This is a genomic window from Skermanella aerolata KACC 11604, from assembly GCF_000936425.1.
Lineage (GTDB): Bacteria > Pseudomonadota > Alphaproteobacteria > Azospirillales > Azospirillaceae > Skermanella > Skermanella aerolata.
The window spans coordinates 60892-85347 of sequence record NZ_AVFK01000012.1 but is presented as its reverse complement, the minus strand read 5'-3'; the positions used below and the strand labels follow the sequence as shown (position 1 = coordinate 85347).

Below are 24456 nucleotides of genomic sequence, written 5' to 3'. Positions count from 1 at the left end.
AAACGGCTACCGTCATGTCTGCAAGCCCATCTGGAGAGCATAGCCCGCCCCCACGCGGCACTCCTTAATCTAAATCAACTGCCTGCCGCGGGCGCCAGTTCCGCCCAGGCCGCACGCAGCATCTCCGCCGGCAGATCGCGGGTTATCAGCACCAGCCGGGTCCGCCGGTCGGCGTCCGGCCAGTTCTCCAGCGCCACGGGCGGATGGAAGACGTGGTGGACGCCATGGACCACGACCGGTCCGGCCTCGCCCCGAAGGTCGAGGATGCCTTTGACCCGCAGCAGGTTCTCGCCGTAGTGGGCACGAAGCGCCGACAGCCAGTCGTTGACGTCGGCCCATTCCAGCGGTTCGTCATGCGTCAGGCAGGTCGCCGCGATCCGCGCACCGTGCCGGTTGACGTCGTGGCCATGCCCGTGGTGTCCGTGGCCATGCCCGGCGTCATCGCGATACGCCTCCTCGTTCAGCCAGCGGCGCACGTCGGCGGTCTTGGCTTCCGGATCGAACAGCCCGGCGCCGAACAGCCGGTCCGGCTCCACCGCACCGTGGCTGACCGGCAGGATCGGTGCGGCGGGGTTGAGAGCGCGCAGCCGCTCCGTCAACATCTCGACCGCGCCGGCAGGGGCGATGTCCGTCTTGGTCAGCACCAGCCGGTCGGCCAGGGCGGCCTGCTTGACCGGCTCGGGCTGCTCGTCCAGTTGCCGGGCGCCGTGGACCGCGTCCACCACAGTCACGACGGCGTCCAGCCGGACCCAGTGGCAGACCATCGGGTTGTTCAGCAGCATCTGGACGATGGGGGCAGGGTCGGCAAGTCCGGTGGTCTCGATCAGGATGCGGCGGAACGGCGGGATCTCGCCGGCATCCATCTTGGACAGCAGGCCGCGCAGCGTCGTTTCCAGATCGTTGCGGATGGTGCAGCACAGGCAGCCGCTCGCCATCACGACCATGTCGCCGTCCACCCGCTCGACCAGCAGATGGTCCAGCCCGATCTCGCCGAACTCGTTGATGATGACGGCGGTCTCCGCCATGCCGGGATGCCGGAGCAGATGGTTGAGAAGCGTCGTCTTGCCGCTGCCGAGGAACCCCGTCACGACCGAAAGCGGCAGGCGGTCGGCTGACTTGTCGCGATCGAACAGGCTCATGACGATGCGTTCCCACTTTCTTGCTTGTTACTTGCCGGCGCCAGGATCATGGCGGGTCCGGGATGATATCGGCGTCGTGTCCAGCCGACAATCCTTCACGTTCTTGTTCGCGGCTGCAATAAACCGCCTTTTGCAACAGGCCGGGGGCACGCCCTTATTTGTCACTTCGCCGCGCTTGACAACGTCGGCACGCGCCCCGACGCTGGTAGGACCAATCAAGTCATTGCCCGAACAATGACCCCGAAGAACACCAAGGGAGGAACGCATCGATGGATGAGGAACAACCCCCACAGGATTCCAGCAACCCCGCCGGCGACGTCGAGCAGCCGGAACGCCGGACCTTCATGAAGACCGCCGGCGTGGTCACCGCGGCGGCGGCGGGCGCCGCCTTCGGCAAGTTCGGCTCCGCACCGATCACCGTCGCCCAGGCGCAGACCACGGCGGGCGGCGCAAGCGCCGCCTCCGGCTCGGCTTCCGGCGAGACGTGGTGGCCGTCCAAATGGGGCGCCGGCGACGAGGCCGGAGCATCCAACCACATCACCCCGGCCAAGGTGCTGGAAGCCGTCAAGTCGATCCGAGACGGCAAGATCTACAAGATCGGCCGCACTTACGAAGCGGGAATGCCGCTGTTCGGCGCCCGCGTCTTCGCTCTCCGCATCCCCGGTTCGCCGACCGGCGGTCCGTTCGGCAACAACAAGATGGTCTACAACGACGAGTTCGTGTCGGCGGAGATCGGCCAGATCGGCACCCAGTTCGACGGGTTGGGCCATATCGGCGTGCAGACCGGCAAGGCTGGCGACCTCAACGACATGCGGTTCTACAACGGCGTCACGATGGCCGAGATGTCCAACGCCTACGGCCTCAATAAGCTGGGCGTCGAAAAGCTGAAGCCGCTGTTCACCAACGGCCATCTGGCCGATATCGCCGGCCTCAAGGGCCGCATGCTGGAAGCGGGGGAGGAAATTTCGCTGGCCGATGTCCGCGCCGCCTTCCAGCGCCAGAACATGAGCGAGGACAACATCAAGCCGGGCGACGCCATCTTCTTCAACACGGGCTGGGGTCAGCTCTGGATGAAGAACAACGACCGCTTCAATTCGGGCGAACCCGGCATCGGCCTGGAAGTCGCCCGCTGGGTGATCGAGAAGGACCTGTGCCTGACCGGCGCCGACACCTGGGCGGTGGAAGTCGTGCCGAACCCCGACAAGAACCTTGCCTTCCCGGTCCATGTCGAGCTTCAGACCAAGCACGGCATCCACAACCACGAAAACCTGATCTTCGACGAGCTGCTCGCCGACCGCAAATACCAGTTCGTCTACATCTTCAGCCCGATGGCGCTGAAAGGCGCCACGGCGTCCGGCGGCACGCCGATCGCGGTGACCTGACGCGGCGCCTGCCGGAAAAGAATGGAAGAGGGGAGGGGGCGTCGAGCCCTCCCCCGGTCCTTACTCCGCCTTCTGCCCGACCTCGAAGTTGCTGGCGATCTCCAGCGCCCGCAGCATGCCCGAATGGTCCCAGGCCGATCCGCCATGTGCCGCGCACGAGTTGAAAAGCTCCTGGCACGTCGCGGTATTGGGCAGCGACAGCCCCAGCGCGCGGGCGCCGGACAGCGCCAGGTTCAAGTCCTTCTGGTGCAGTTCGACCCGGAATCCCGGATTGAAGTTGCGGGCGATCATCCGTTCGCCGTGGATCTCCAGGATGCGCGACGACGCGAAGCCGCCCATCAGCGCCTGCCGCACCTTGGCCGGGTCCGCCCCCGCCTTCGACGCGAACAGCAGGGCTTCCGCAACCGCCTCGATCGTCAGCGCCACGATGATCTGGTTCGCGACCTTGGTGGTCTGGCCGTCGCCGTTGCCGCCGACCAGCGTGATGTTCTTGCCCATCAGCTCGAACAGCGGCTTCGCCCGGCCGAACGCCTCTTCCGGACCGCCGACCATGATGGTCAGCGACGCCGCCTTGGCGCCGACCTCGCCGCCGGAAACCGGCGCGTCCAGATAATCGCAGCCAAGCTCGTTGATCCGAGCCGCGAACTTCTTGGTCTCCAGGGGAGCGATCGAGCTCATGTCGATCACCAGCTTGCCCGGCTTCAGCCCCTCGGCGACGCCGCCGGGTCCGAACAGGGCCGCCTCGACATGGGGAGTGTCCGGGACCATCGTGATGACGACGTCGGCCTGTTCCGCCACCTCGCGCCCGGACCGGAAGTCCTTGGCGCCCTTGTCGAGCAGGTCCTGGGGAGCGGCCCGCAGGTCGTGGACGAACAGCTCGTGCCCGCCGTCTGCCAAATGGGCGGCCATGGGCCGGCCCATGATGCCGAGCCCGATGAAACCGATCTTCATGAAATCTCTCCCTGTAGTTCCGGCCGGAAAACTCCGTTACGCCGGGTTCCTGAACTTGTTCGCCAGCGCTTCCGAGGACTTGACCAGCAGCCCGACGTCGGAACCGACGGCGGTGAAGATGCAGCCTTTCTCGATGAAGTGCCGCGCCAGGGTCTCGTCGCCGGTCAGGATGCCGGCCCGGTTGCCGCAGGCCACGATCCGCCCGATCGCGTCGTCGATCGCGGCGGTCACGTCGGGGTGGCCCGGCTGCCCCAGGTAGCCCATGTCGGCCGACAGGTCGCCGGGTCCGATGAACACGCCGTCCACGCCGGGAACGGCGGCGATCTCTTCCAGATGGCCCAACGCCTCGCGCGTCTCGATCTGCACCAGGACGCAGGTTTCCTCCGCCGCCCGCGCGTAGTAGTCCTTCACCCGGCCGAACCGCGACGCCCGCGAGGCCGAGGCGAAGCCGCGCAGCCCGTCCGGCGGATAGCGCGTCGCGGCGACCGCCTGACGGGCCTCTTCCGCGTTCTGGACATAGGGGATCAGGAACGTCTGGACACCCGCGTCCAGGTAGCGCTTGATCACCACCATGTCGTTCCAGGGCGGCCGCACGATCGGGTGCGCGGTCCCGCCGACGGCGGCCTGAAGCTGGCTGAAGACCATCGGCAGGTCGTTCGGCGAGTGTTCGGTATCGATCAGCAGCCAGTCGAAGCCCGACCCGGCCAGGATCTCGACCGAGATGTTGCTCGACAGGCTCGACCACAGGCCGATCTGCTGCCGGCCTTCCATGATCGCCCGCTTGAACGTGTTGATCGGCATGTCCATGGCGTTTCCTCCCTGTTTTTTGATGAGACCGGTTTTAACACAGAGCCGGTTCGGTTCAGTGGATCTCCGGCTCGCCCGCGGCCGCCGTCTTCGCGCCGGTCTCCAGAAAGCTGAAGTCGCAGCCCTCGTCGGCCTGGGAGACGAACTGCGAGAACATCGCCCCATAGCCGCGCTCGAACCGCGACGGCGGCGCCTTCCACTCGGCCTTCCGGCGGGCCAGCTCGTCCTCGGCGACCCGAAGCTCCAGCCGCCGGGCGGGGATGTCCAGCTCGATCACGTCGCCGTCGCGCACCAGCGCCAGCGGACCGCCGATGAAGGCTTCCGGGGCGACGTGAAGCACGCAAGCGCCGTAGCTGGTGCCGCTCATCCGTGCGTCCGAAATCCGCAGCATGTCGCGGACACCCTGCTGAAGCAGCTTCTTCGGGATCGGCAATTGGCCCCATTCCGGCATGCCCGGCGCTCCTAGCGGTCCGGCATTGCGCAGCACCAGCACGGAAGTCGCATCGACGTCCAGATCAGGATCGTCGATCCGCGCCGCCATGTCGTTGTAGTCGTCGAACACCACGGCCTTGCCGGAATGCCGGTGCAGGTGCGGCTCGGCGGCCGGCGGCTTGATGACGGCGCCCTTGGGTGCCAGGTTGCCGCGCAGCACCGCCAGGCTGTCCGACGCCACGACCGGGTTGTCGAGCGGCCGGATGATCTCGTCGTCGAAGACCTTGAAGCCTTTGATATTGGCGCCCAGCGTCAACCCGTTGACTGTCAGGCAGTCCGGGTGGATCAGGTCGCCCAGCCGCGCCAGCATCGCCCGCAGGCCGCCGGCATAGTAGAAGTCCTCCATCAGGAACTTGCCCGACGGCCGCAGGTTGGCGAGCAGCGGCGTCTTCCGCGCCAGCTCGTCGAACCGGTCGAGCGTCAGGTCGACGCCGGCGCGCCGTGCCATCGCGATCAGGTGGACGACCGCGTTGGTCGAGCCGCCCAGCGCCAGCACGGTCGTCACCGCGTTGTCGAACGCCTGCGGGCTGACGATGTCCGACGGCTTCAGGTCGTTCCACACCATGTCGACGACCAGCTTGCCGGTCAGCGTCGCCATCGCGGCATGACGCGAGTCAGGAGCCGGGATGCTGGATGCGCCCGGCAGCGTGAAGCCTAGTGCCTCGACCGCGCCCGTCAAGGTGGATGCGGTGCCCATCGTCATGCAGTGGCCGGCGGAGCGCGCGATGCCCTGCTCGACGCCCTGCCAGTCGTCTTCCGTGATGTTGCCGGCGCGCAGTTCCGCCCAGTATTTCCAGCTGTCGCTGCCCGACCCCAGCACAGCACCACCCCAGTCGCCGCGCAGCATCGGCCCCGCCGGCATGAAGACGGTCGGCAGGTCCATCGAGAACGCGCCCATCAGCAGGGCAGGGGTGGTCTTGTCGCAGCCGCCCATCAGGACGCAGCCGTCGGCCGGATACGACCGCAGAAGCTCCTCCGTCTCCATCGCCAGGAAGTTGCGGTAGAGCATGGTGGTCGGCTTCTGGAACGGCTCCGACAGCGACATCGCCGGCATCTCGACCGGGAAGCCGCCGGCCTGCCAGACGCCGCGCTTCACTTCCTCGACCCGCTGCTTGAAGTGGGTATGGCAGGGATTGATGTCGCTCCAGGTATTGACGATCGCGATCACCGGCTTGCCGGCATAGTCGGAGCGGTCGTAGCCCATCTGCGCGGTGCGCGACCGGTGCCCGAACGACCGCAGGTCCTTGACCCCATACCAGCGGTGACTGCGAAGTTCCTCAGGTTTCTTCCTGGTCATTGTCTGCTTCTCCCTCCCAGGCCCGTGGCGCCGGCTTTTCTTTTAAAAAACGAATGGACCCTGATGATAACGCTAACAAACGCATGATAGCGTTATCATCACGCTCTGTGAAGCTTTTTCCGTTCCTCCAGCACTGCAATACCACAGTAGCCACCCCACGGCCCCGTAAACGCCGTTGTCATCGGCGTCTCCAAGGGAGATACGACCGTACACCCCCTTTCCGATGTAAGCCTGAAGTGGTAACTTGCCGCCCGAAACGCTCCGTCCGCATTTCGGAACCGATCTGACTAAGGAAGGCCCCATGGCAAAGAAGAAGGATGAAAGCGAGGCTATCGCCAATCAACTCGGCTTCGCGGTGAAGGAACTGAATGCCGTCGCCGAACGCATGCGTGCCGCCGGCTATGCCGAGCTGGGCGACGAGATCCAGACCCTTGCCAACAGCGGCGCTTTCTTCGCCGAGGAGTACGCGCGCCTGCGCGCCCTCCAGGTAGCCGCAACGGACGCCGGCGGCCAGTAAAGCCTCCGGCGTCCCGCCGTCCCGTCGGGCTGGCACAGCCCGGCATATCTTCTCAGACCGCGGCCCCCGCCGTTCCTTCCTTGGCCGTCAGCTCGCGCGCCTCGGCGCTCGCCATCGCAAGCCGCCTCTGGCGGCGGCGCTGGAGCTGCTGGTCGGCGAGGACGCCGAGCAGGATCACGGCCCCCATGACGGCGAAGTTCAGCGAACTCGGGATGCCCAGGATGTTCACAAGGTTCTGCAATACCTGGAGCAGGACGGTGCCGAGCACGATGCCGACGATCGATCCCTCGCCGCCGCGCAGCGAGCATCCGCCCAGCACGGCCGCCGCGATGGCATAGAGTTCGTAGAAGTTGCCATGTGCGGAGGGGGAGACCGACTGCGTATAGAAGACGAAGAAGACGGACGAGATGCCGGCCAGCGTCCCCGCGATGACATACGCCATGGTGATCACCGTGGTCGTGGGAATGCCGGAGAACCGGGCGGCCTCCTCGTTCTTGCCGACGGCGAACAGGTAGCGGCCATAGACCGACTTATGCAGCACCACGCTCATGACGATGGCGACGATCACCAGGAAGATGAAGGTGTGCGGGATGTTGTAGGTCCGGCCGGACATCAGCCATTCCAGCGTTTCGTAGCCGCCGCCATAGCCGAAGCCTTGGGTCGAGTCCGCCGTGTACCAGCGCGCGATGCCCCGGTACAGCAGAAGCCCGCACAGGGTCACCACGAAGGGCTGCATCTTGAGGCGGGTCACCAGCAACCCGTGGATGGAGCCGAGGACCGCCCCGGCGGCGATCGTTATCAGCAGGGAGATCGGCCAGGGGATTTCATAGTTTACCAGCATGTCCAGGAAGAAGATGCCGAGCAGCGCGAACATCGATCCGACCGACAGTTCCACGCCGCCGGTGATGATCACGAGGCCGACGCCGATCGAGATCAGGCCGAACAGGCCGATCTGATTGGCAAGGTTCATCAGGTTGACCTGGGACGCGAATTGCGGGTTGATCGCCGCCGTGATGGAGCCGATCACCACGATCAGAAGAAACAGGCCGAGTTCTTTCTTAAGCATGGGTGACCACTTCCTCTTTCCCCAGATCTTCTTTTCCGAGATCTTCTTTACCCAGGTTGCCCACGGCCAGCGTCAGCACGTTGTGCTCCGAGAACTGCGACCTGTCGAGTATCCCGCTGATGCCGCCTTCGTGCATGACCGCGATGCGGTCGCTCACGCCGATGACTTCCTCCATGTCGCTGGAGATCATCAGGATCGCGACGCCGGCATCGGCCAGACCGCGCATCAGGGCATAGATCTCGCCCTTGGCCCCGACGTCGATGCCCCGCGTCGGCTCGTCGAAGATGATCAGCTGCGGCGCCATGGAGATCCATTTCGCCAAGACGACCTTCTGCTGGTTGCCTCCCGACAGGGTCACCGCATCGGTGTCGATCGACGGAGCCTTGATCGAGAGTGAGCGGCACTGCTCCGTCGCCACGCTGACTTCGCGCGAGGTATCGACCAGCATCGCCTTGGCGAAGCGCTTGAGGTCGGGCAGCGAGATGTTCTCGGCGATCGACATGTCGAGCAGCAGGCCCGACTTCTTCCTGTCCTCCGGCGCCAGATAGATGCCGTGGGCGATGGCGTCCGCCGGCGTCCTGATCGTGACCGGCTCGCCATCCAGCAGGATCTGGCCGCCCTTGGCCGTATGGACGCCGAAGATCGTTTGCGCCAGCGACGTGCGCCCGGCGCCGACCAGACCGGCCAGCCCCAGGATCTCGCCGCGATGCACCATCAGCGAAACATCCCGCTCCGGAAAGGCCGATGTGACGAAGTTCCGAAGCTCCAGCCCGCCGCGCCGGATGCCGACCTTGGGAGGGATGTAAAGGGACTTCAGGTCCCGGCCGATCATCAGCCGGACCATGGCGCCGCTGGTGATCTGGCCCTTGGGCAGCTCGCCGACCTGACGTCCGTCCCGCAGCACCACGACCCGGTCGGCGCAGTGCTTCACCTCGCTCAGCCGATGCGAGATATAGATGATGCTGACACCGGCCGCCTTGAGGTCGGCGATGACGCTCAGCAGCTTGTCGGTTTCCGTCAGGGTCAGGCTGGAGGTCGGCTCGTCCATGATGATGATGCGGGCATCCATGGACAGAGCCTTGGCGATCTCGACCATCTGGCGCTGTGCGATGGACAGCGCATCGACCGGATCGTCCGGCGCGAAATCGACGCCGAGCCGCCGCAGCAGGGGTTTGACGCGCTGGTGCAGGGCCGCATTGTCGATCAGGTTGAGGAATCCGCCCCGCCGAGGCTCCCTCCCGATATAGATGTTGGCGGCGACGTCGAGGTTTTCGAACAGGTGCAGTTCCTGGTGGACGAAGGCGATGCCGGCATGGGCGGCATCCTTGACGCTCAGCGCCGTTCTTGACTCGCCGTCGATCACGATCGAGCCCGACGAGGGTTTGACGACGCCCCCCAGGATCTTCATCAGCGTCGACTTGCCGGCGCCGTTCTCGCCGATCAGGCCGACGACCTCACCTTTCCCGACCGATAGATCGACACCACGCAGAGCCTGGACACCCGGATAGGACTTCGTGATCGAGCGTAGCTCCAAGAGTGTATCCGACATACGCGAACCTCGTTTGCGCGCAAGGAGCACTGCTCCCTGCGACGCTCGTATTCCAAGGACAGGCAGGTCCGGCGCCAGGGTGCCGGACCGGTAGGGGCGTTACTTCTTCAGCAACTCCCTGACCTTGGCCGCGAAGTCCTTGACGTTCGTTTTGTCGATGACCTGGGTCGGAATGATCCGCTGCTTGTTCTCCGGGATGAAGGACTTGTCGCCCTCGATGTACTTGGCCAGGTAGATCATGGACTGGTAGCCGAACTCGTAGGGCTGCTGCACCACGGTCGCGTCGATCACGTCCTCGGAAATACCCTTGAGCGTCTGCTGGTCCTCGTCGAAGCCGACGATCTTGACCTTGCCTTCCTTGCCGGCGGCCTTGACGGCGTTGTAGATCTGGGGAGTGTTGTAGGCCCACAGCCCGACCAGAAGGTCGATATTCGGGTACTTGGTCAGGGTGTCCTCGACGTTCGCCTTGGCCTTGGTCTGGTCGCCGCCGTCCGTCCGGACGTCGAGGATCTCGATCTTCGACCCGGCGATCGCTTCCTTGATGCCTTGCAGGCGCTCGCGCGCATTGGCGGCATCGAGGGTGCCGACGAACACCATCGCCTTGCCGCCATTGGGCAGCGACTTCATCATCTGCTCGCCCGCCTGACGGCCGGCCGCGACGTTGTCCGTCCCGATATAGAGCGCCCGATTCGATTTCGGCGCATCGGCGTCCTGGGTGAACAGGGCGGCCTTGGCGGCGACCTGATTCAGGATTTCAGTCGAGTTGTCGGGATTGACCGGGCTGATCGAAACCCCCGCGACGCCCTTTGCGAGCAAATCTTCCAGGATGCGCTTCTGCGCTGCGGCCGACATCTCGCCCGGGATGTAGAACTCGATGTTGTAGTTCGGCAGCTCCTTCTGGGCCTTTTCCGTGCCGCGCCGGGCGATCTGCCAGAAATCCGCCGGGACGTTGACCACGAAGGCCAGGGTCTTCTTCTCCTGGGCGAACGATGCCTGGGTTGCGAAGGCGCCAGCCGCGACGGCGGCAGCCATGCCGATCAGGGCACTTCTACGTCTGATCATAGCGTTTCCTCTATTATCGATTGTTATTTTCTTAGGCTCCCCTTGCCCCGACCTCCCTGGAAACGCCGGACGAATGCACAGGGCATCGGTCCGGGACCCAGGCCGGTCTCGGCAGTCAATTTCAGAATGCAAACCGATCCCAAGTCAAGCAGTAATTAGCCTCTTGACGTAGCAAAATTATTACTACCAGTGCGGCCGCGATGGCCGTGCGAATCTTGTTATTTATTATGAAGCACGGCGTTCGCGCCGGAATAACGGCGGCGGCTTCCGGGACCGGCCGGTGCTTCGGCTGGGCCGCCGGTCAACGTCCACCTGTTGGTCGGTCCGCCACGGCAAGAAGCCACCCACAACAAAAAATCCATGATGCTTGTTCAGGCAAGCTCTGAAAAAAGCGCAGGCGCTATGCGGCGGTCTTCAACCACCCGAATTCCGTTTCCTTGAACGTGACCGCTCTAGAGTCGTGCTCAAGCTCATCGATTTCGGTAAGAAGGTCGGCGACCTCCCTTGCGATCGGATCGCTTGTCATTCTGGCAGCATAGAACAGGCGAAGTGCAACGTCGGCAGAACCGGGAATTTCCTTCTGTGGGTTGCCTTCATAACGTGCGATAGCGGGGCGGCTCGTTCGCATGATTCGCGCCAGTCCCTCCTGGGACAAGCGCATGCGCCCCGCAGAAAACGCACTTCCTGGCCGCACATACGAGTTGGCCGCCTGACAATCTCCTTGGCATTGGCTTCGTGTAGTTGCTCAGCGTGTTGAATGGATACTCCACGGCCATAGGCGGTATCATGTATAGTATACCCGTTCATCAAGTAAACATAATCGAGCTCGCTTTTGATCTAGTGATAACCTTCGGTCATCGGCCCAAATCCATCCATTCCACGGTTTTCACGAAGAGCATCTGGCCCTTCACGAAAACGATTGTGACTACTCCAGCTTCCCGTCTTCCCAGCACTCTACGAACCATCATTAATATCAACGGCATTGAAGATTGACTGGTGAGCTTCGGCAGAGATGTCGGGCTGAAGAGGCCCGACCTACGGCAGCACACGATCCTCTTGACCGATGATCCGGCCATTATACACGAGCAGGCTCACGTAGGTCGGGCCTCTTCAGCCCGACATCTAACGTTCCCGCCCGGCAAAGCTTCGATACCGCTTAACCCCATTCGTCAGATCCACCGCCCGCAACAGCACCGCTTTCGTCTTGCGTTCTAACAGAAAAAAGGATTATATTCTTTTTATCTTCCTACTCAAGAAAGTCTCCGCCATGACCGCATCGCCAAGCCCCAGCATCCGCCTCACCCCACGGCAGGAAGCCTTCTGCGACGCCATGGCTTGCGGCGTCGGTGGGGCGGAAGCCGCCCGGCGTGCAGGATTTTCGGCGCAGGGTGCCAAGCAGCGGGGTGCGTTCCTGATGCGGCAGCCGGAAATCCGGACCCGGATCGACCGGCTGCGGGCAGCCCGGCGGGCCGAGCATCAAGCCCTGCTCGATGAAGCGGCGGAGCAGGTGGAGGCGATCATCGCCGGCGCACAGGAAAACAATCGTGGCGGGCTGGCGCTCCGCGCCATCGAGTTCCGCCTGAAGCTGCGCGGCGTCATCCAGGACAAGCGGATCGCCCATCACTACCATCTCGACCGGACCCATCCCGATGCCGATCTGGAAGATCTCGACGGCGATCCGCTGGAAGAACTCGACGCGCTCGAACCGCCGCCCGCCGCCATGGCTCTCCCCGCAACGACTCCCGCCGGTCAGGTCACGGACCTCCGGATAGTGACCAATAGTGACCTTTCGCGGTCGTTGCCGAAACGCCCAGCGCCGGCGTCCCGGTTCTCCGTTCCCGCCTCCGCCGTCATTGCCGCCATCGCCGCTTCCGCCGCTCCCAGCCCTACTGCTCGATCCGCAGGTTGCTGAGCTGGGAGCCGATCTGCTGGAAGATGCCGCGCAGTTCGGTGGCGCTGGGGGAGTTGAAATAGTAGCTCGGCTGGGAAGCGCAGGACCGGTACAGATCCTTGGTCGTGTTGCTGGTGACCATCAGCGTGATCGTGTAGATCGTAATCTTCTTCGCCTTCATGGCGGTGCACAGATCGGTCATCCGGCTGTTGATCCGCGATGTCGCCTGACCGCCGGTGGTCGTGCCGAGCCGGCCTTCGGACAGCCGTCCATAGGCGGTGTAGTCGTAGGAAGGCTGCTTGGCGTGGTCGTACCATTCATTGCTGCCGTCCGTCAGCAGCACGACGGCCTTGTCGGTATCGGCCGTGCCATAGTCCAGCGGCATGCCCGCCGGGGTCGGATCGCCCCACAGCCCGCGCCATTGCGGCGACAGGGTGAACCAGCCGGCCTGAAGGCCCAGGTTCGCCATGGTGCCGCCCCGGTTGACGCCCTTCAGCGTGGCGATCTTGCTCAGGATGTCGGCCCGTTTGTTGGTCAGCGACGTCAGCGGCGGACCGCAGCCCAAGTTGGGGCCGGCGCGGTCGTTGGTATCGACGTAGTTCGTGCTGTCTGTGATGGCCGGCCAGTCGTTGTCGCCGCCGCCGGGATACAGGCCCAGCGTGGACTTGTAGAGGAAGGCGGTGAACGGAGCGGAGGAGGGCGGCAGGTCGCTGGCGTCGTTGTTCGGGCGCGCTTCGACGCAGCCGCGCCAGGTGTCGGGCGCATAGGCGGATGCATCGGGCGACGAAGCGGTCAGCCAGTTTCGCCGCGTCGGCCCCAGATTGACGGTGGCGGTATAGGGTACCAGCGAGATCCACAGCGTCTGCGACTGCTCGTTGGGGCCGAACAGGATGTTGACCAGATCGGTGGCCGAACTCCGGAGCTGCCCGATCTTGTTGCTTCCCCACATCGACCCGGTGACGTCCAGCACCAGGGCCAGTTCCATGCCGCGCACGGTGCGGCGGATCCGGTTGGTCACCGATACCGGGATCGTGTCGAAGCCGAGCACGCGGGCGAAGGTCGTCGGCAGGGTGGCGCTGGCGCTCAGCGTCAGCGTCTCGTCATTGGCGCCGACCGTCACCTTCGGGCTGCCGACCGTGGCGCCGAGATAGTCGGCGGGGATGTTGGCGTTGAAATACATCCGGACATCCGCTTCGACATTGGCGGTGGAAAGCACGCGCCCGCCCGCCAGCGCTGCGGCGTCGAGCGCGCTCACCATCCTGTTGTGAAGCATGTAGGCCCGGACGCCGTCGACCGACAATCCGGCGGCGCCGATCAGCGGCACCGACATCAGGGCCGCCATCGTCGCGATGTTGCCGCTTCGGCCAAGAGTACGGCGGAGTTTCAGGCGAGATGCCAGCTCAAGGATCGGCCAGGACTTGAAGGTGCGCGGAACGGCGGACATCTCACGGTTCTCCGGAAAAATTGGAGCGTCGGTCGGATCGGAAAATATGAAGCGAAATCATTGACTGAGGGTCGTCAGGGTGCCCCAGCGCGGCCGGTATATCGCGACCGACCGGATATCGACGCTCTGGTCGGTCGGACTCAGCCAGCCGACGCTGAACAGGTAGGGGTGGAGCGTGTAGAAGACTTCGACGATCAGGACGTTCTCGCCGTAGCGGACGCTGAATCCCGGCGGCAGCGTCAGGCCGCCGCCGGAACCGATCCGGCTGACGGCATCGATGCGGCCCGACCGCCTTTGCCACATCACCGCCGGGCCGGACCCCTGGTCGCCGATGCAGGTGATGATCACGGCGCCGTATTGCGGCAGGTCCAGCGGCTTCGCGAGCTGCTCGGCCGCCAGGAACAGCATGCCGACCTCGTCGCCCTTGACCACCGTCATCGAGTCGCGCAGCTTGTCGTACTGCGCGCCGATATCGGCGGTGCCGGAACTGACGCGCTCCAGCTTCAGTACCGTCGAGACGTAGCCGGTTATGTCCACCATGCCGACCAGCAGCAGGATCAGCACCGGCATCAGCAGGGCGAACTCCACCGCCGCGACGCCGCGCCTTCCCCTGGGACTAAGAAGCTTCTTCATGACCGGTCCATTCCCTCAGCCCCGGAAGGGTTCGTTGCGGACGACCACGCGGGCCGAATAAGTCATCGGCGACGCCGCCATCAGCGCCGCGACCATGCCGGTCAGCGGGACGTCGGTGTAGCTCAGGGTATAGATCACCACCTGTCCGCCGCTGCCGGCGCTGGCCTTGCCCTGGTCCTTGTCCCAGAGGCCGTTGCCGTTGACGTCGGTGAACGGCTCGGACGGGTCGCAGACGCCGTTGCCGTTCAGGTCCATGCAGGGCTCCGGCTGGCCGATCTTCTCGAAGCCGTCATAGGCGGTGATGCCGATCGTCACGCGGGCCGGGTCGATCAGGCCCAACCCGGTCTCGCGCACGATCGCCCGCAGCATCTCCTCGCGGGTCATGCCGCCGGTCGGCGTCTCGCCCGTGACTCCGCCGCGCGACGCCTTGCGCGCCGACAGCTCCAGCAGGTTCTGGACCGTCATGATGTAGCCGAACTCGACGATGGCGACGGCGACCAGGATCACCAGGGGAGCCACCAGGGCGAACTCCAGCGCCGTCGTCCCCTTCCGCGACAGCCATCTCTTCATCGCCTTGCCGTCCATGACGGTCATCCCTTCCGCAGCCGCTCAGTTGGCGCCGGGGACGTGCCGGGCCGCCTCGTAGAAGGCGAGGTTGGCGCGGACGTCCTGCTCGCTCAGGTCGGCCCGGGCAAGCTGCGCCGCGCGGCCGCTGTCGCCCTTCAGGCCCAGCACCAGTGCCAGGTTCTGGCGCAGACGGGGCGTGCTGGACGGACCGTCGGCCAGCGGCTCCAGCAGCGCTTCGCCTTCCGCCGGGTTGCCGGCCAGGGCCAGCGACAGGCCCAGATTGTTGATCGCCGTCTTGTTGTTTGGGTTGACCGCCAAGGCGGCCCGGTATTCCTTCTGCGCCTCGGCGTGGCGGCCCAGCGTGTCGAGCGCCACGCCCAGCCCGACATGGCCGCGCGCGTCGTTGGGCGACTGGTCGACCACGGCGCCGAACTGGACGACCGCCAGGTCCGGCTGGCGGAGCTGCATCGCGACCCGTCCCAGGCCCAGCCGGGCGTCCGCGTTGAAGCGGTCGATCGCGATGGCGTCGCGGTAGGCTTCCGCCGCCGCCTCGAAGTCGCCGGCGCCCGTCAGGGTGTCGCCCAGCGCCACGTGCAGCGGCGCATTGCCCGGCTGGCCCGCCGCCAGCGTGCGGTACAGCTTGGCGGCATAGGGGAAGTTGCCGGCTTCGCGCGCACTCTCGGCAAGCCGCATCTGGATGCGGCCCTTCTCGTCCAGGATGCTGGCGGGCGGCGCGTTAGACACGGACGGGCCGGTGCCCGTGCCGGTTCCGACGCAGGCGGACATCATCAGGCAGCCGGCGATCAGCAGCAGGCGGGAGGCGGAGGCGAAATTCGGCATGGCGGCAAATCCTTCAAACAAAAGAATGAATTAACGAGAACCGAGGGTATTGATGAGGTCGAGGGCGGCGGGGCCGGCCACGACGATGAAGACGCAGGGCAGGATGAAGCAGATCATCGGCAGGGTGATCAGCACGGGCAGGCGGGCGGCCTTCGCCTCGAACTTGGTCAGCCGCTCGCGGCGCATCTCGTTGGCGAGCACCCGCAGCGCCTGTCCCAGCGGCGTGCCGTAGCGCATGGTCTGGCTGAGCGTCGCGACGAGGCTGCGCAGCGTTTCCAGCTTCAGCCGGTCGGCCATGTTGGCGAGCGCCACGAAGCGGTCGGGCAGCACCCGCATCTCGGCGGCGGTGATCGCCAGTTCGCTGCCAAGCTCCGGATGGGCGTGCTTCATCTCGCGGGCGACCCGCTCGAAGGCGATGTCCAGGCCCAGGCCGGCCTCGCCGCAGATCACCAGCAGGTCCAGCGCGTCGGGCAGGCCGCGCTCGATCGCGTCGCGCCGGCGCTTGGCCAGCCTGGACAGCACCATGTCGGGCAGCCGCCAGCCAGCCAGGGTAGCGGCCAGCAAGGTGCCGACCGTCATCAGCAGCGGCGCGGGGACTGTCTTGGCTTCCAGCCAGATCCAGTCGGCCAGGACGGCGGTCAGCGCCAGCACGGCCTTCAGGCCGACATAGTATGCCGGTCCGCCCGGCCTGTTGAAACCGGCGGTCGCCAGTTGGCCCTTGATCAGCGCCATCTCCGCCTGACCGATCAGCGGTCCCTTGGCGAGAAAGCCGCCGAAGCGCTCCAGCAGGCCGGGCGCTTCCACGATTGCGGCCCCTCCCTGCGACACCAGGGCGGTCTGCCGGACATGGTCCAGCCTGCCGTTGAGCCGGCGGCGGGACAAGCCGAGCTGGACCACGGCGGCGACCGTCACCAGCATCACGACGGCGGCGCACAGCAAGGCGATGTCCAGCGGGGCAAGGGTGGCGAGGGCGGTGTTCATGACAGGGCTTTCCGGATCAGCATCGACATGGAGCCAAGGCCGCAGGCGAGGCTCACGGCGGCGGCGGCGAGCATCAGCTTGCCGTCGCTGGTCGTGAAAAGGCGGGCGAGATAATCGGGATTGATCACATACAGCCCGCCGCCCGTGATGAAGGGCAGGGCCGCGAGGACATAGGTCGACGTCCGGGCCTCCGCCGACAGGGCGTGGGCGCGCTGGCGCACGGCCCGGCGCTTGCGGATCACGTCGGCCAAGTTGTCCAGCGTCTCCGTCAGATTGCCGCCGGTCTCGCGCTGGAGCACTATGGTCACCACGAAGAAGCGGTATTCCGGCAGGCCGGTCCGGGTCGCCAGCGACCACAGGGCGGTCTCCAGGTCGACGCCGACCGACAGCTCGTCGATCACGCGCTTGAACTCAGGCCCGGCGGGCGCCGGCATCTCGGCGCTGACGATCCGGATGCCCTCGGTCACCGGCACGCCGGCCCGGACCGCCCGGACGATCAGGCCGATCGCGTCGGGGAACTGGTCGAGCAGCCGCTCCGCCAGGGCGCGCCGCGCCCGGCCGAAGACGAAGCGCGCGCCCAGCATCGCGCCGCCGGCCGCCGCCGCCATCATGACCGCCGACGGCAGGCCGACGAACGGCCCGGCGATCCAGCCTGCCGCCAGGGCGCCGGCCAACCCGGCGCCAATGGCCGTCAGCACGACCGTCTTCGTCGTCTCCACCCGGTCCCGGTGGTAGCCGAAGCAGACGGCCGCCACCTTCCGGAGAGCGGGCCAGCGGCCGTCCGGCTGGCCCAGCGTGATGCTCACCGGCTTGGCGTCGGCGGCCACCGCCGGGACGCCCCGGTTCTCGGTGTCGTACAATCCGGCGATGCGGCGGTCGAGCCGGCGGCGGCGCGCCTGCGAGGTCAGGATCGCGGGCACCGTCATCAGGATCAGTACGCCCAGCCCCAGCAGCATCAGGTCGAACAGCGGAATGCCTCCCATCGCCCGGATCTCCCCTTACCCGCGGTCCTGCTCGACCGCCGCCATGTAGGCGCCGTCGAGCCCGAAATACTCAAGCCGGTCCATGAAGGACGGCCGCACCCCGGCGGAGCGGTAGGTGCCCCGGATCGTGCCATCGCGGTGCTCGCCCTGGAACTCGAAGGTGAACAGGTCCTGCGTGACCATCACGTCGCCCTCCAGCCCGGCCAGTTCCGAGATCTGGGTGATCCGCCGGACGCCGTCGCGCATGCGCTGGACCTGGACGATGATGTGGACGGCGCTGGCGATCTGGTGGCGCACCGCGCGCGGCGGCAGGCTGACGCTGCCCATCATCACCATGTTCTCGATGCGGGCCAGCGCGTCGCGGGTGTTGTTGGCGTGGACGGTGGACATCGATCCGTCGTGGCCGGTGTTCATCGCCTGGAGCATGTCGAAGGCTTCGGACCCGCGCACCTCGCCGATGATGATCCGGTCCGGTCGCATCCGGAGCGCGTTCCGCACCAGGTCGCGCTGGGTGATCTGGCCCTGGCCTTCCAGGTTGGCCGGCCGGGTTTCCAGCCGGACCACGTGGGGCTGCTGAAGCTGAAGCTCCGCCGCGTCCTCGATCGTCACGACGCGCTCGCCGATGTCGATCATCCGCGACATGGCGTTGAGCAGGGTCGTCTTGCCCGACCCGGTGCCGCCGGAGATGATCACGTTGAGCCGGGCGCGCGAGAAGATCTCCAGCGCCCGCGCCATCGGCTCCGACAGGCTACGGTAGCTGACGAGGGAGGCGAGGTCGATCCGCCGCCGTGCGAACTTGCGGATGGAGATGCAGGTGCCGTCGAGCGCCAGCGGCGGCACGACGATGTTGACGCGGCTGCCGTCGGGCAGGCGGGCATCGACCATCGGGCTCGATTCGTCGATGCGCCGGCCGATGCCGCCGGCGATCCGCTGGGCGATGTTCAGCACATGCGCCTGATCGCGGAACCGGACTCCGGACAGCACCAGCTTGCCCTGCTGCTCGACGAAGACCCGGTGCGGGCCGTTCACCATGATGTCGGTGATCCGGTCGTCCTCCAGCAGCGGCTCCAGCGGGCCGAAGCCCAGCATGTCGTGGACCAGTTCGTTGGCGAGCTGGCTCTGCTCGCGGCTGTTGAGCTGGAAGCGGTTCTCGGTCGCGATTTCGTCGATCAGGTTCTCCAGCAGCGGCCGGAGCGCCGCCGGCTCCAGCCGGGCGACGGCGGCCGGATCGATCCGGCTCATCGCTTCGGTCCGGATGCCGTCGAGCGAGCGGGCGCGCGGCGACGACTGATCGTGCGTAACAGCGGCTTCCACCAGCGCCGGTTGAGGCTGCGGCTGGAGCTGAGGGGCCGGCGCCGCCTCGGTCAGGGCAGCGCCCGACTTGCGTCCGAACAGGCCGCTCATCGTTTGAACATCCGGGCGAACAGGCCGGGCGCGCCGGAAGCGGACTGGCCGGAAACCGCCTGCGCCAGCTTGGCGATCTCGTTCTTGAACGGGGTGCAGCGGCGGATCGCCGGCTCGCCCAGCGTGGCGGCCTCGATCAGCGGCTTGGGCCGGTTCTCCATCACGCAGTCGGCGGCAGCACCCAGCGCGCGGTCGAACTCCGCCGGCTTCAGGGCGCCGGGAGCGCCGGAGCGGTTGTGCAGGACCAGCGTCGGGCGGGACACTCCCGCTGCTTCGAACGTACTCCGCAGCCGCAGGGCGTCGCGCGCTCCGGCAAGACTGCCGTCGGCCACGACGATCCGCAGCGCCGCCTGGTCGAGCACTTCGCGCGATGCGCCGACCAAGCCATGCGGCACGTCGAGGATGACGTAGTGGTACTGGCTCCGCAGCAGTTCCAGCAGGTCCATGACGGCCTTGGAGTCCTGATGGATCGCCGGGACGATCGGCTCTTCCGCCGCCAGCACGTCGAGCCGGTCGGAGGCCGGCTGCATCGCCCGCTCCAGGAACAGCCCGTCCACCCGGTCAGGCGATTCGATCGCTTCCCGCAGTCCCCGGCCCGGCTTGAGGTTGAGGTGCAAGGCCACCGTGCCGGTGTGGAGGTCGAGATCGACCAGCGCTATCCGGCGCCGGCCGACATCGGCCAGATACGAAGACAGGTTGACGGCGACCGTCGTGGTCCCGACGCCGCCCCGGGCGCCGGTGACGGCGATCAGCTTGCCCTGGCGGCCGGTCGCCTGACCCGATGCGGCGGCGCCCATGGCACGGCCGAACATCGCTTCGACCTGATCGGTGGGCAGCGGCTTGAACAGGTACTCGGCGACACCCAGTGCCCGCAGGTTGCGGTAGAGCGCCACGTCGTTGCGGTCGCCGATGGCGACCACGGTGACGCTCGGTTCGCAGACCTGGGACAGGCTTTCCATGGCGCCGATCGGCAGGTCGTTGCCGCTCAGGTCGACGATCAGCAGGTCGGGCGAGCGCTGCCGGGCCAGATCGCGGGCGGCGGTCCGGACATCGCCGCGCCGGATCTCGAAATCGGTCAGCAGCATCGGTGCTGCGACCTGCCGCAGGGCCGTCTCGGTGGCGGCGTCGGCGACATAGGCCAGCACCTTGCCGGAGCGGTCGCTGGAGGTCGGGGTAACGGCCTGGAGGAGGGGTTTGGGGAGTGCGCTCATGGGATTACTGCCTGCTCAGGCTGGCGCCGGAACCGCCGGTCGCGGTGTTCGACAGGAAGGGCTTGACCTTGTCGGCCCGGTAGCGGTTGACGGCGGCGACCTCGCGCTCCGTGTCGGCATCGCCCAGCGACCTTCCGACGATCAAGTCGCGTGGGTCCTCGACCATCAACTGGAGGTTACGGTTGGTGACGCAGCCCATCGGCAGGACCGGTCCGTTCTCCACGTAGTTCTTCTGGATGTCGGGCCAGCCGGCGCAGGTCGGCGGCGTCACCTCGAAGCGCTGGAGGGCGATCCGGACCTGCCCCGGAGCGGTGGCTGCGTCGCCGCCGAAGCTGAGATGGCCGGGAGGAACGCCGGCATCGGCGAACAGCTCGACCAGTGCCGCGCGGGCCTGGGCCGTGGTGCCGCTCTCGACCCGTGCCCGGACGGTCCGGACGGCGCCGAAGTCGGACAGGGTCTTCAGGGCCGCGGAACGCTCCACCGGGGAAATCCGGCCCTGGCCGTCCATCGCCACGGTGAAGGTCCCGTCGATCGCGTCGACGACGCCGATATTGTCGATGCGGGCCTGTTCGATCGGCAGTTCGGGAGTGGTGCAGGCCGTGGTGATGAGCAAGCCGGCAATCGCGGAAATCAGTCGGGGAAGGGAATTCATGGGAAAATCTCCTGTAACGCGCCGGACCGCCGGAGCCGCCCTGATCGAGGCATTGATCGAGCCATTAATCGAGAATGAAGCCGACGTCGCCGCGCAGCCGGACGCCGCCGGGACCGAACAGAAGCCCGCTGGCATCGGACTTGCCGGGCTTGTTCAGCCGGCCGACGAAGATCCGTTCCAGGTCGGAGGCCGGGATGTAGCCGTCGTTGGGGACCTGGAGCGCTCCAGGCTGGGACACCGGGGCGACCAGGTAGGGGGTCACGACGATCACCAGTTCGGTCTCGTTCCGCTGGAACTGGGTGGAGTTGAACAGGCTGCCGAGAACCGGGACGTCGCTGATGCCGGGCACCTTCTGGACGACCGTGCGGCTGTTGTTCTGGAGCAGGCCGGCGACGGCGAAGCTCTGGCCGCTGCCCAGTTCGACCGTCGTTTCGGCCCGGCGGACGCTGAGCGCCGGGATCTTCAGCCCTTCGATCACGACGGCGCCCTCGTCGGTCAGTTCGCTGACTTCCGGGCGGACCTTCATGCTGATGCGTTCGCCGGACAGCACGCTGGGGGTGAAATCCAGGCTGACGCCGAACTGCTTGAACTCGATCGTGATCTGGCCGTCGCGCTGGTTGACCGGGATCGGGAACTCGCCGCCGGCCAGGAAGCTGGCGGTCTCGCCGGACAGCGCCGTCAGGTTCGGCTCGGCCAGGATGGAGATCAGGCCGTCTTCTGCCAGGGCGTCGATCACGGTGTTGACGTCGACACGGCCGTTGCTGGACTTGTAGCCGATCGGCAGGCTGGCGGCGCCGGTGACCGAGCGGAGGATCGTGCCGCCCGCCGTCAGGGCGTCGCGGCCGGTGGCGATGCCGAAGGTGAAGGCGCCGACGTTGAACAGGCTTTCCCAGTTGAAGCCCAGTTCCTTGGTGACGGTGCGGGAGACTTCGGCGATCCGCACACGCAGGTTGACCTGCGTTCCGGCGGTTACCCGCATCCGGTTGACGAGCTGCTGGTCCTTGCCGAGGTAGTGGCGGACCAGATCGGCCGCGGCCGCGGCGGATGCCGGGTTGGGCGCCGACCCGGCCAGGACGATGCCACCGGGGGTGGAGTCCAGGTCGGCCTGGACGTCGGGGAGCTGTGTGGTCAGCCGGCGCTTCAGGTCGGCCAGGGAGTGGGTCACCTCGACCGAGTACGACACCATCGGCTTGCCGTCGGCGCCGAGCGCGAAGACGGAGGTCCGTCCCGGCGCCTTGCCGAAGACAAAGAAGGACGCGCCGTTGGTCGGGGCCTGGACGTCGGCGATCTCGGGGTTGGCGACGAAGACGGTTGTGGCAGGGCGGGCCAGGGTGACGGTCTTGCCGGCGTTGACTTCGAGCGTGACCTCCGTATCGGCGCTGGCGGCGCCGGCCATGACGACGAGCGCGAGGCTTACGAGGATCGCACGGCCCATTCGGCGGGCGAGGGTCTTGAACATGACCTGTGTTTCCTTGAGCGCTGGTGTCATTGGCCGGAGCGGGACGAGCCGCGGAGGATCTGCACGCCGGCGGGAGCGGATGATGCTGCCGGTGCCGCGACGGGGCGGGGGGCTGGTTTCTGGAGCGCCAGGGCCGGGGAAACATCCGCGGCCCAGGTGGAGACGACCTTGCCGGCGGGTTCGGCGTCGTCGGCTTCGGTGGCGATGCTGCGCAGCGCCAGGGCCAGCCGGCCCAAACCGGAAGCAACCGCGATCATCTCGGCCTGCCGGGCCGTCGCTTCCAGCGTCACGGTGCGCGGCACGCGGAGTTCGGCGGGATCGGACTGGCCGCTGACCGCTTCCTTGAGATGCTGGTCCATCGCCAGCACCCGCAGATCGGTCAGTACGGTCTCGCCGACCGCCTTCTGGCTGGGTTTGGTATCGTCGTGCTCGAAGGTCTGGGTCAGGATCAGGTCTACCCGGTCACCGGGCCAGATCAGGCCGCTGGCGGCGCTGACCGCATCGACCGCGACGGAGACGGCGCGGTTGCCGGGGGTCAGGACGGCGGCGAGGAAACCCCGGTCGCCCGGACTGACGATCTGGCCCTGGATCAGAGGCTCGTCCGGAGCGAAATTGCGCCGGGCGACCGAGCCGATGACGGCATCGGCGGAAACGTAGGTGCGGTTGAAATAGCCTGCCGGCACGCTGCCGGCCGTCCAGTCCTGCCAGCGCACGTCGTCGGCGCGGATCAGGGTGCCGGCGGAAACGGTCTTGGCGGCGACCATGATCGCGGCGCCCAGAACCGGCGCCGGAGCGGCTTCGGCCGTCCCGACGGTTTCAGTCGGCAGGGAGCGTACGACGACGATGCCGATGATGCCGAGCGACAGGCTTACCAGGCCGATAAGCAGAATACGAAGAAACATGACGGCACCCTTATCAATGGAGGCCGCCGAGCGAGATCAGTGCGCCGGCGGCGATTGCAACGCCGTAAGGGATCGATTGCTTTCGGGCGACGCGCCGGTGTTCCGCCGCCAGTGCCACCTTGAGGCGGCGTCTCCAGGAATGGCGCGAGGCGGCGCCGGAGAGCGGCGGGAGACGCATGGTGCGGCCGGACAATACGGCGTGACCGATCAAATAGAGGAGGGCCAGAATTCCCCCCGAAAGAGCTGTGGTGCTGAAAAAATCCGCCAGCCGTTCGAACCCGAGGAAGAACGTGCTGGCGGCTATCAATTTGGCGTCGCCGCCGCCGAGAAGTCCGGCCATGCAGAGCATGACGAGGACGATGAAGGTCCCGGCGGCGGTTGCGGCATCGGCGAATGCCGACGCGCTGCCATCGATCAGTAAGAGGCGAAGGAGACCAAGGAGAAGAAGTACTAGAGAACAGGTGTCCGGTATGATCCTGGTTGCCAGATCGAATGTCGCAGCCAGGATGTATACGAGGCAGGCCGCCAAGAGGATCAGGTCGATGAAAGGCACAGCGATTCTCCCAGCGGCGATCCAAGCGATCCTTAGCTGCCGGAAGCGGGAGCGGGGTTAGTCAACTTAGTCGCGATACCTTCGAACAGTGTTCCCATCGCCTCGCCCAGCGTGCCGAAGGAAGCGATGATGATGACGGCGATCAGGGAAGCGATCAGGCCGTATTCCAGGGCGGTGACGCCGCGGCGGTTCGACAGGGCCGGGGCGATCTTGGCGACGACCGGCAGGTTGGAAACGTATTCGGCGGCGAACTTGATGCTTTCCATGACAATCACTCCATGAGGATAAATAGGTGGGATCAGAAGCAGAAGGGTACTAAACGACAGTTATCGGAGATCAAATGGCGGTCACAGCGTAATCTGTTAGGCCCCTGAGAACTACTCGACATTCATACTGCCAAAATAAACCAGTTTTTTGAATGAATATTAAGCTCTTTATTAACTTGGTAATCTAGGATTTTTGTTTCGAATTTGCTGGCATTGGATCTTATTGGGTCGTCTGTGGTTGCCTGCGCTCCCTCGTTGTTGGTGATGACAATGTGCTTTAATTTCGTATTAACTTCAAACTATCGATAGGCGTAATCAAATCTACCCCCAACGATTTAGACATTGCGTAAACGGTCTGATAAAGCATTGATCGGCAACAAGATTTTTTCTGCGATCCCGACCAAATAC

24 protein-coding genes are annotated in these 24456 nt (G+C 65.9%); 3 read left to right on the top strand and 21 right to left on the bottom strand.

Annotation, left to right across the window (positions count from 1 at the left end; translation table 11 throughout):
• Nucleotides 1–74 precede the first annotated feature (74 nt).
• Entirely contained in the window at nt 75–1139 is a 1065-nt protein-coding gene (locus N826_RS16270) for a CobW family GTP-binding protein (protein ID WP_044430553.1), read from the bottom strand.
• A 269-nt stretch (nt 1140–1408) separates the two neighbouring features.
• Between N826_RS16270 and N826_RS16265 the strand changes: the two genes are divergently transcribed.
• Entirely contained in the window at nt 1409–2521 is a 1113-nt protein-coding gene (locus tag N826_RS16265; protein ID WP_044430551.1) for a cyclase family protein, read from the top strand.
• Nucleotides 2522–2581: 60 nt separating this feature from the next.
• On the opposite strand, the gene glxR is transcribed toward N826_RS16265, so the two are convergent.
• The 3 genes from glxR to araD are packed head-to-tail and all read right to left on the bottom strand — an operon-like array spanning nt 2582 to nt 6068.
• The gene (glxR, locus tag N826_RS16260; protein ID WP_044430549.1) at nt 2582–3472 is read right to left on the bottom strand and encodes a 2-hydroxy-3-oxopropionate reductase; all 891 of its coding nucleotides are present in this window, start codon (nt 3470–3472) and stop codon (nt 2582–2584) included.
• 36 nt (nt 3473–3508) lie between these two features.
• Nucleotides 3509–4279, bottom strand: coding sequence for an aldolase/citrate lyase family protein (locus tag N826_RS16255; protein WP_044430548.1), 771 nt, complete (start codon nt 4277–4279; stop codon nt 3509–3511).
• A gap of 55 nt (nt 4280–4334) precedes the next feature.
• The gene (gene araD / locus N826_RS16250; protein ID WP_044430545.1) at nt 4335–6068 is read right to left on the bottom strand and encodes an L-arabinonate dehydratase; all 1734 of its coding nucleotides are present in this window, start codon (nt 6066–6068) and stop codon (nt 4335–4337) included.
• A 301-nt stretch (nt 6069–6369) separates the two neighbouring features.
• On the opposite strand from araD, the gene N826_RS16245 reads away from it, so the two are divergent.
• On the top strand, nt 6370–6585 hold the full coding sequence (locus tag N826_RS16245) for a hypothetical protein (RefSeq protein WP_147040775.1): 216 nt from the start codon (nt 6370–6372) through the stop codon (nt 6583–6585).
• A gap of 52 nt (nt 6586–6637) precedes the next feature.
• Here the strand turns inward: N826_RS16245 and N826_RS16240 are convergent, their stop codons facing one another.
• The 4 genes from N826_RS16240 to N826_RS16225 form a co-directional block, all read right to left on the bottom strand.
• The gene (locus N826_RS16240) at nt 6638–7651 is read right to left on the bottom strand and encodes an ABC transporter permease (protein ID WP_044430542.1); all 1014 of its coding nucleotides are present in this window, start codon (nt 7649–7651) and stop codon (nt 6638–6640) included.
• Nucleotides 7644–9200, bottom strand: a complete 1557-nt coding sequence (locus N826_RS16235; RefSeq protein ID WP_044430541.1) for a sugar ABC transporter ATP-binding protein — start codon at nt 9198–9200, stop codon at nt 7644–7646. The genes N826_RS16240 and N826_RS16235 overlap by 8 nt, the downstream gene beginning before the upstream one ends.
• 99 nt (nt 9201–9299) lie before the next feature.
• Nucleotides 9300–10262, bottom strand: coding sequence for a sugar-binding protein (locus N826_RS16230; protein ID WP_044430540.1), 963 nt, complete (start codon nt 10260–10262; stop codon nt 9300–9302).
• A 400-nt stretch (nt 10263–10662) separates the two neighbouring features.
• Nucleotides 10663–10890, bottom strand: a complete 228-nt coding sequence (locus N826_RS16225; protein ID WP_147040773.1) for a hypothetical protein — start codon at nt 10888–10890, stop codon at nt 10663–10665.
• 639 nt (nt 10891–11529) lie between these two features.
• Here N826_RS16225 and N826_RS16220 point away from each other — a divergent pair.
• Entirely contained in the window at nt 11530–12174 is a 645-nt protein-coding gene (locus N826_RS16220) for a terminase small subunit (RefSeq protein ID WP_084720805.1), read from the top strand.
• Here N826_RS16220 and N826_RS16215 read toward each other — a convergent pair.
• The 13 genes from N826_RS16215 to N826_RS16155 form a co-directional block, all read right to left on the bottom strand.
• Nucleotides 12149–13597 carry a pilus assembly protein TadG-related protein gene (locus N826_RS16215; RefSeq protein ID WP_044430535.1) on the bottom strand — a complete coding sequence of 483 codons (1449 nt, stop codon included), beginning with the start codon at nt 13595–13597 and terminating at the stop codon, nt 12149–12151. The genes N826_RS16220 and N826_RS16215 overlap by 26 nt on opposite strands.
• A 57-nt stretch (nt 13598–13654) precedes the next feature.
• A complete protein-coding gene (locus N826_RS40115) occupies nt 13655–14230 on the bottom strand; it encodes a TadE/TadG family type IV pilus assembly protein (protein ID WP_052831408.1) in 576 nt (191 codons plus the stop codon).
• Between the two features lie 15 nt (nt 14231–14245).
• Complete coding sequence (locus tag N826_RS40110; protein WP_052831406.1) at nt 14246–14824, bottom strand: TadE/TadG family type IV pilus assembly protein; 579 nt, start codon at nt 14822–14824, stop codon at nt 14246–14248.
• Nucleotides 14825–14839: 15 nt separating this feature from the next.
• The gene (locus N826_RS16200) at nt 14840–15637 is read right to left on the bottom strand and encodes a tetratricopeptide repeat protein (RefSeq protein ID WP_052831404.1); all 798 of its coding nucleotides are present in this window, start codon (nt 15635–15637) and stop codon (nt 14840–14842) included.
• A gap of 30 nt (nt 15638–15667) precedes the next feature.
• A complete protein-coding gene (locus N826_RS45270) occupies nt 15668–16618 on the bottom strand; it encodes a type II secretion system F family protein (protein ID WP_052831402.1) in 951 nt (316 codons plus the stop codon).
• Complete coding sequence (locus N826_RS16190) at nt 16615–17601, bottom strand: type II secretion system F family protein (protein ID WP_052831400.1); 987 nt, start codon at nt 17599–17601, stop codon at nt 16615–16617. Before N826_RS16190 ends, N826_RS45270 begins: the two co-directional genes overlap by 4 nt.
• Before the next feature lie 15 nt (nt 17602–17616).
• Entirely contained in the window at nt 17617–19005 is a 1389-nt protein-coding gene (locus tag N826_RS16185; RefSeq protein WP_052831399.1) for a TadA family conjugal transfer-associated ATPase, read from the bottom strand.
• Entirely contained in the window at nt 19002–20216 is a 1215-nt protein-coding gene (locus N826_RS16180; protein WP_044430533.1) for a CpaE/TadZ family protein, read from the bottom strand. The genes N826_RS16185 and N826_RS16180 overlap by 4 nt, the downstream gene beginning before the upstream one ends.
• A 4-nt stretch (nt 20217–20220) precedes the next feature.
• On the bottom strand, nt 20221–20868 hold the full coding sequence (locus N826_RS40100; RefSeq protein ID WP_052831398.1) for a CpaD family pilus assembly lipoprotein: 648 nt from the start codon (nt 20866–20868) through the stop codon (nt 20221–20223).
• Between the two features lie 64 nt (nt 20869–20932).
• Nucleotides 20933–22327: a type II and III secretion system protein family protein gene (locus tag N826_RS16170; protein ID WP_052831396.1), complete on the bottom strand. Its 1395-nt coding sequence runs from the start codon at nt 22325–22327 to the stop codon at nt 20933–20935.
• Nucleotides 22328–22353: 26 nt separating this feature from the next.
• Nucleotides 22354–23229 carry a Flp pilus assembly protein CpaB gene (cpaB, locus tag N826_RS16165; RefSeq protein WP_044430531.1) on the bottom strand — a complete coding sequence of 292 codons (876 nt, stop codon included), beginning with the start codon at nt 23227–23229 and terminating at the stop codon, nt 22354–22356.
• Nucleotides 23230–23242: 13 nt separating this feature from the next.
• Nucleotides 23243–23782: a prepilin peptidase gene (locus N826_RS40095; RefSeq protein WP_052831394.1), complete on the bottom strand. Its 540-nt coding sequence runs from the start codon at nt 23780–23782 to the stop codon at nt 23243–23245.
• A gap of 32 nt (nt 23783–23814) precedes the next feature.
• Nucleotides 23815–24048 (bottom strand): Flp family type IVb pilin, encoded by a 234-nt coding sequence (locus N826_RS16155; protein ID WP_044430530.1) that lies wholly within the window; start codon nt 24046–24048, stop codon nt 23815–23817.
• Between the last annotated feature and the right edge of the window lie 408 nt (nt 24049–24456).

Excerpts from the sequence above, each read along its gene's own strand:
- N826_RS16220 (WP_084720805.1), top strand. The coding sequence starts at position 11,530 with ATGACCGCATCGCCAAGCCCCAGCATCCGCCTCACCCCACGGCAGGAA.
- N826_RS16200 (WP_052831404.1), bottom strand. The coding sequence starts at position 15,637 with ATGCCGAATTTCGCCTCCGCCTCCCGCCTGCTGCTGATCGCCGGCTGC.
- N826_RS16230 (WP_044430540.1), bottom strand. The coding sequence starts at position 10,262 with ATGATCAGACGTAGAAGTGCCCTGATCGGCATGGCTGCCGCCGTCGCG.
- N826_RS45270 (WP_052831402.1), bottom strand. The coding sequence starts at position 16,618 with ATGAACACCGCCCTCGCCACCCTTGCCCCGCTGGACATCGCCTTGCTG.
- N826_RS16170 (WP_052831396.1), bottom strand. The coding sequence starts at position 22,327 with ATGTTCAAGACCCTCGCCCGCCGAATGGGCCGTGCGATCCTCGTAAGC.
- N826_RS16240 (WP_044430542.1), bottom strand. The coding sequence starts at position 7,651 with ATGCTTAAGAAAGAACTCGGCCTGTTTCTTCTGATCGTGGTGATCGGC.
- N826_RS16255 (WP_044430548.1), bottom strand. The coding sequence starts at position 4,279 with ATGGACATGCCGATCAACACGTTCAAGCGGGCGATCATGGAAGGCCGG.
- N826_RS40115 (WP_052831408.1), bottom strand. The coding sequence starts at position 14,230 with ATGAAGAAGCTTCTTAGTCCCAGGGGAAGGCGCGGCGTCGCGGCGGTG.
- N826_RS40100 (WP_052831398.1), bottom strand. The coding sequence starts at position 20,868 with ATGAATTCCCTTCCCCGACTGATTTCCGCGATTGCCGGCTTGCTCATC.
- N826_RS16225 (WP_147040773.1), bottom strand. The coding sequence starts at position 10,890 with ATGCGAACGAGCCGCCCCGCTATCGCACGTTATGAAGGCAACCCACAG.
- N826_RS16235 (WP_044430541.1), bottom strand. The coding sequence starts at position 9,200 with ATGTCGGATACACTCTTGGAGCTACGCTCGATCACGAAGTCCTATCCG.
- glxR (WP_044430549.1), bottom strand. The coding sequence starts at position 3,472 with ATGAAGATCGGTTTCATCGGGCTCGGCATCATGGGCCGGCCCATGGCC.
- cpaB (WP_044430531.1), bottom strand. The coding sequence starts at position 23,229 with ATGTTTCTTCGTATTCTGCTTATCGGCCTGGTAAGCCTGTCGCTCGGC.
- N826_RS16180 (WP_044430533.1), bottom strand. The coding sequence starts at position 20,216 with ATGAGCGCACTCCCCAAACCCCTCCTCCAGGCCGTTACCCCGACCTCC.
- araD (WP_044430545.1), bottom strand. The coding sequence starts at position 6,068 with ATGACCAGGAAGAAACCTGAGGAACTTCGCAGTCACCGCTGGTATGGG.
- N826_RS16245 (WP_147040775.1), top strand. The coding sequence starts at position 6,370 with ATGGCAAAGAAGAAGGATGAAAGCGAGGCTATCGCCAATCAACTCGGC.
- N826_RS16265 (WP_044430551.1), top strand. The coding sequence starts at position 1,409 with ATGGATGAGGAACAACCCCCACAGGATTCCAGCAACCCCGCCGGCGAC.
- N826_RS16190 (WP_052831400.1), bottom strand. The coding sequence starts at position 17,601 with ATGGGAGGCATTCCGCTGTTCGACCTGATGCTGCTGGGGCTGGGCGTA.
- N826_RS16185 (WP_052831399.1), bottom strand. The coding sequence starts at position 19,005 with ATGAGCGGCCTGTTCGGACGCAAGTCGGGCGCTGCCCTGACCGAGGCG.
- N826_RS16155 (WP_044430530.1), bottom strand. The coding sequence starts at position 24,048 with ATGGAAAGCATCAAGTTCGCCGCCGAATACGTTTCCAACCTGCCGGTC.
- N826_RS16215 (WP_044430535.1), bottom strand. The coding sequence starts at position 13,597 with ATGTCCGCCGTTCCGCGCACCTTCAAGTCCTGGCCGATCCTTGAGCTG.
- N826_RS16270 (WP_044430553.1), bottom strand. The coding sequence starts at position 1,139 with ATGAGCCTGTTCGATCGCGACAAGTCAGCCGACCGCCTGCCGCTTTCG.
- N826_RS40110 (WP_052831406.1), bottom strand. The coding sequence starts at position 14,824 with ATGACCGTCATGGACGGCAAGGCGATGAAGAGATGGCTGTCGCGGAAG.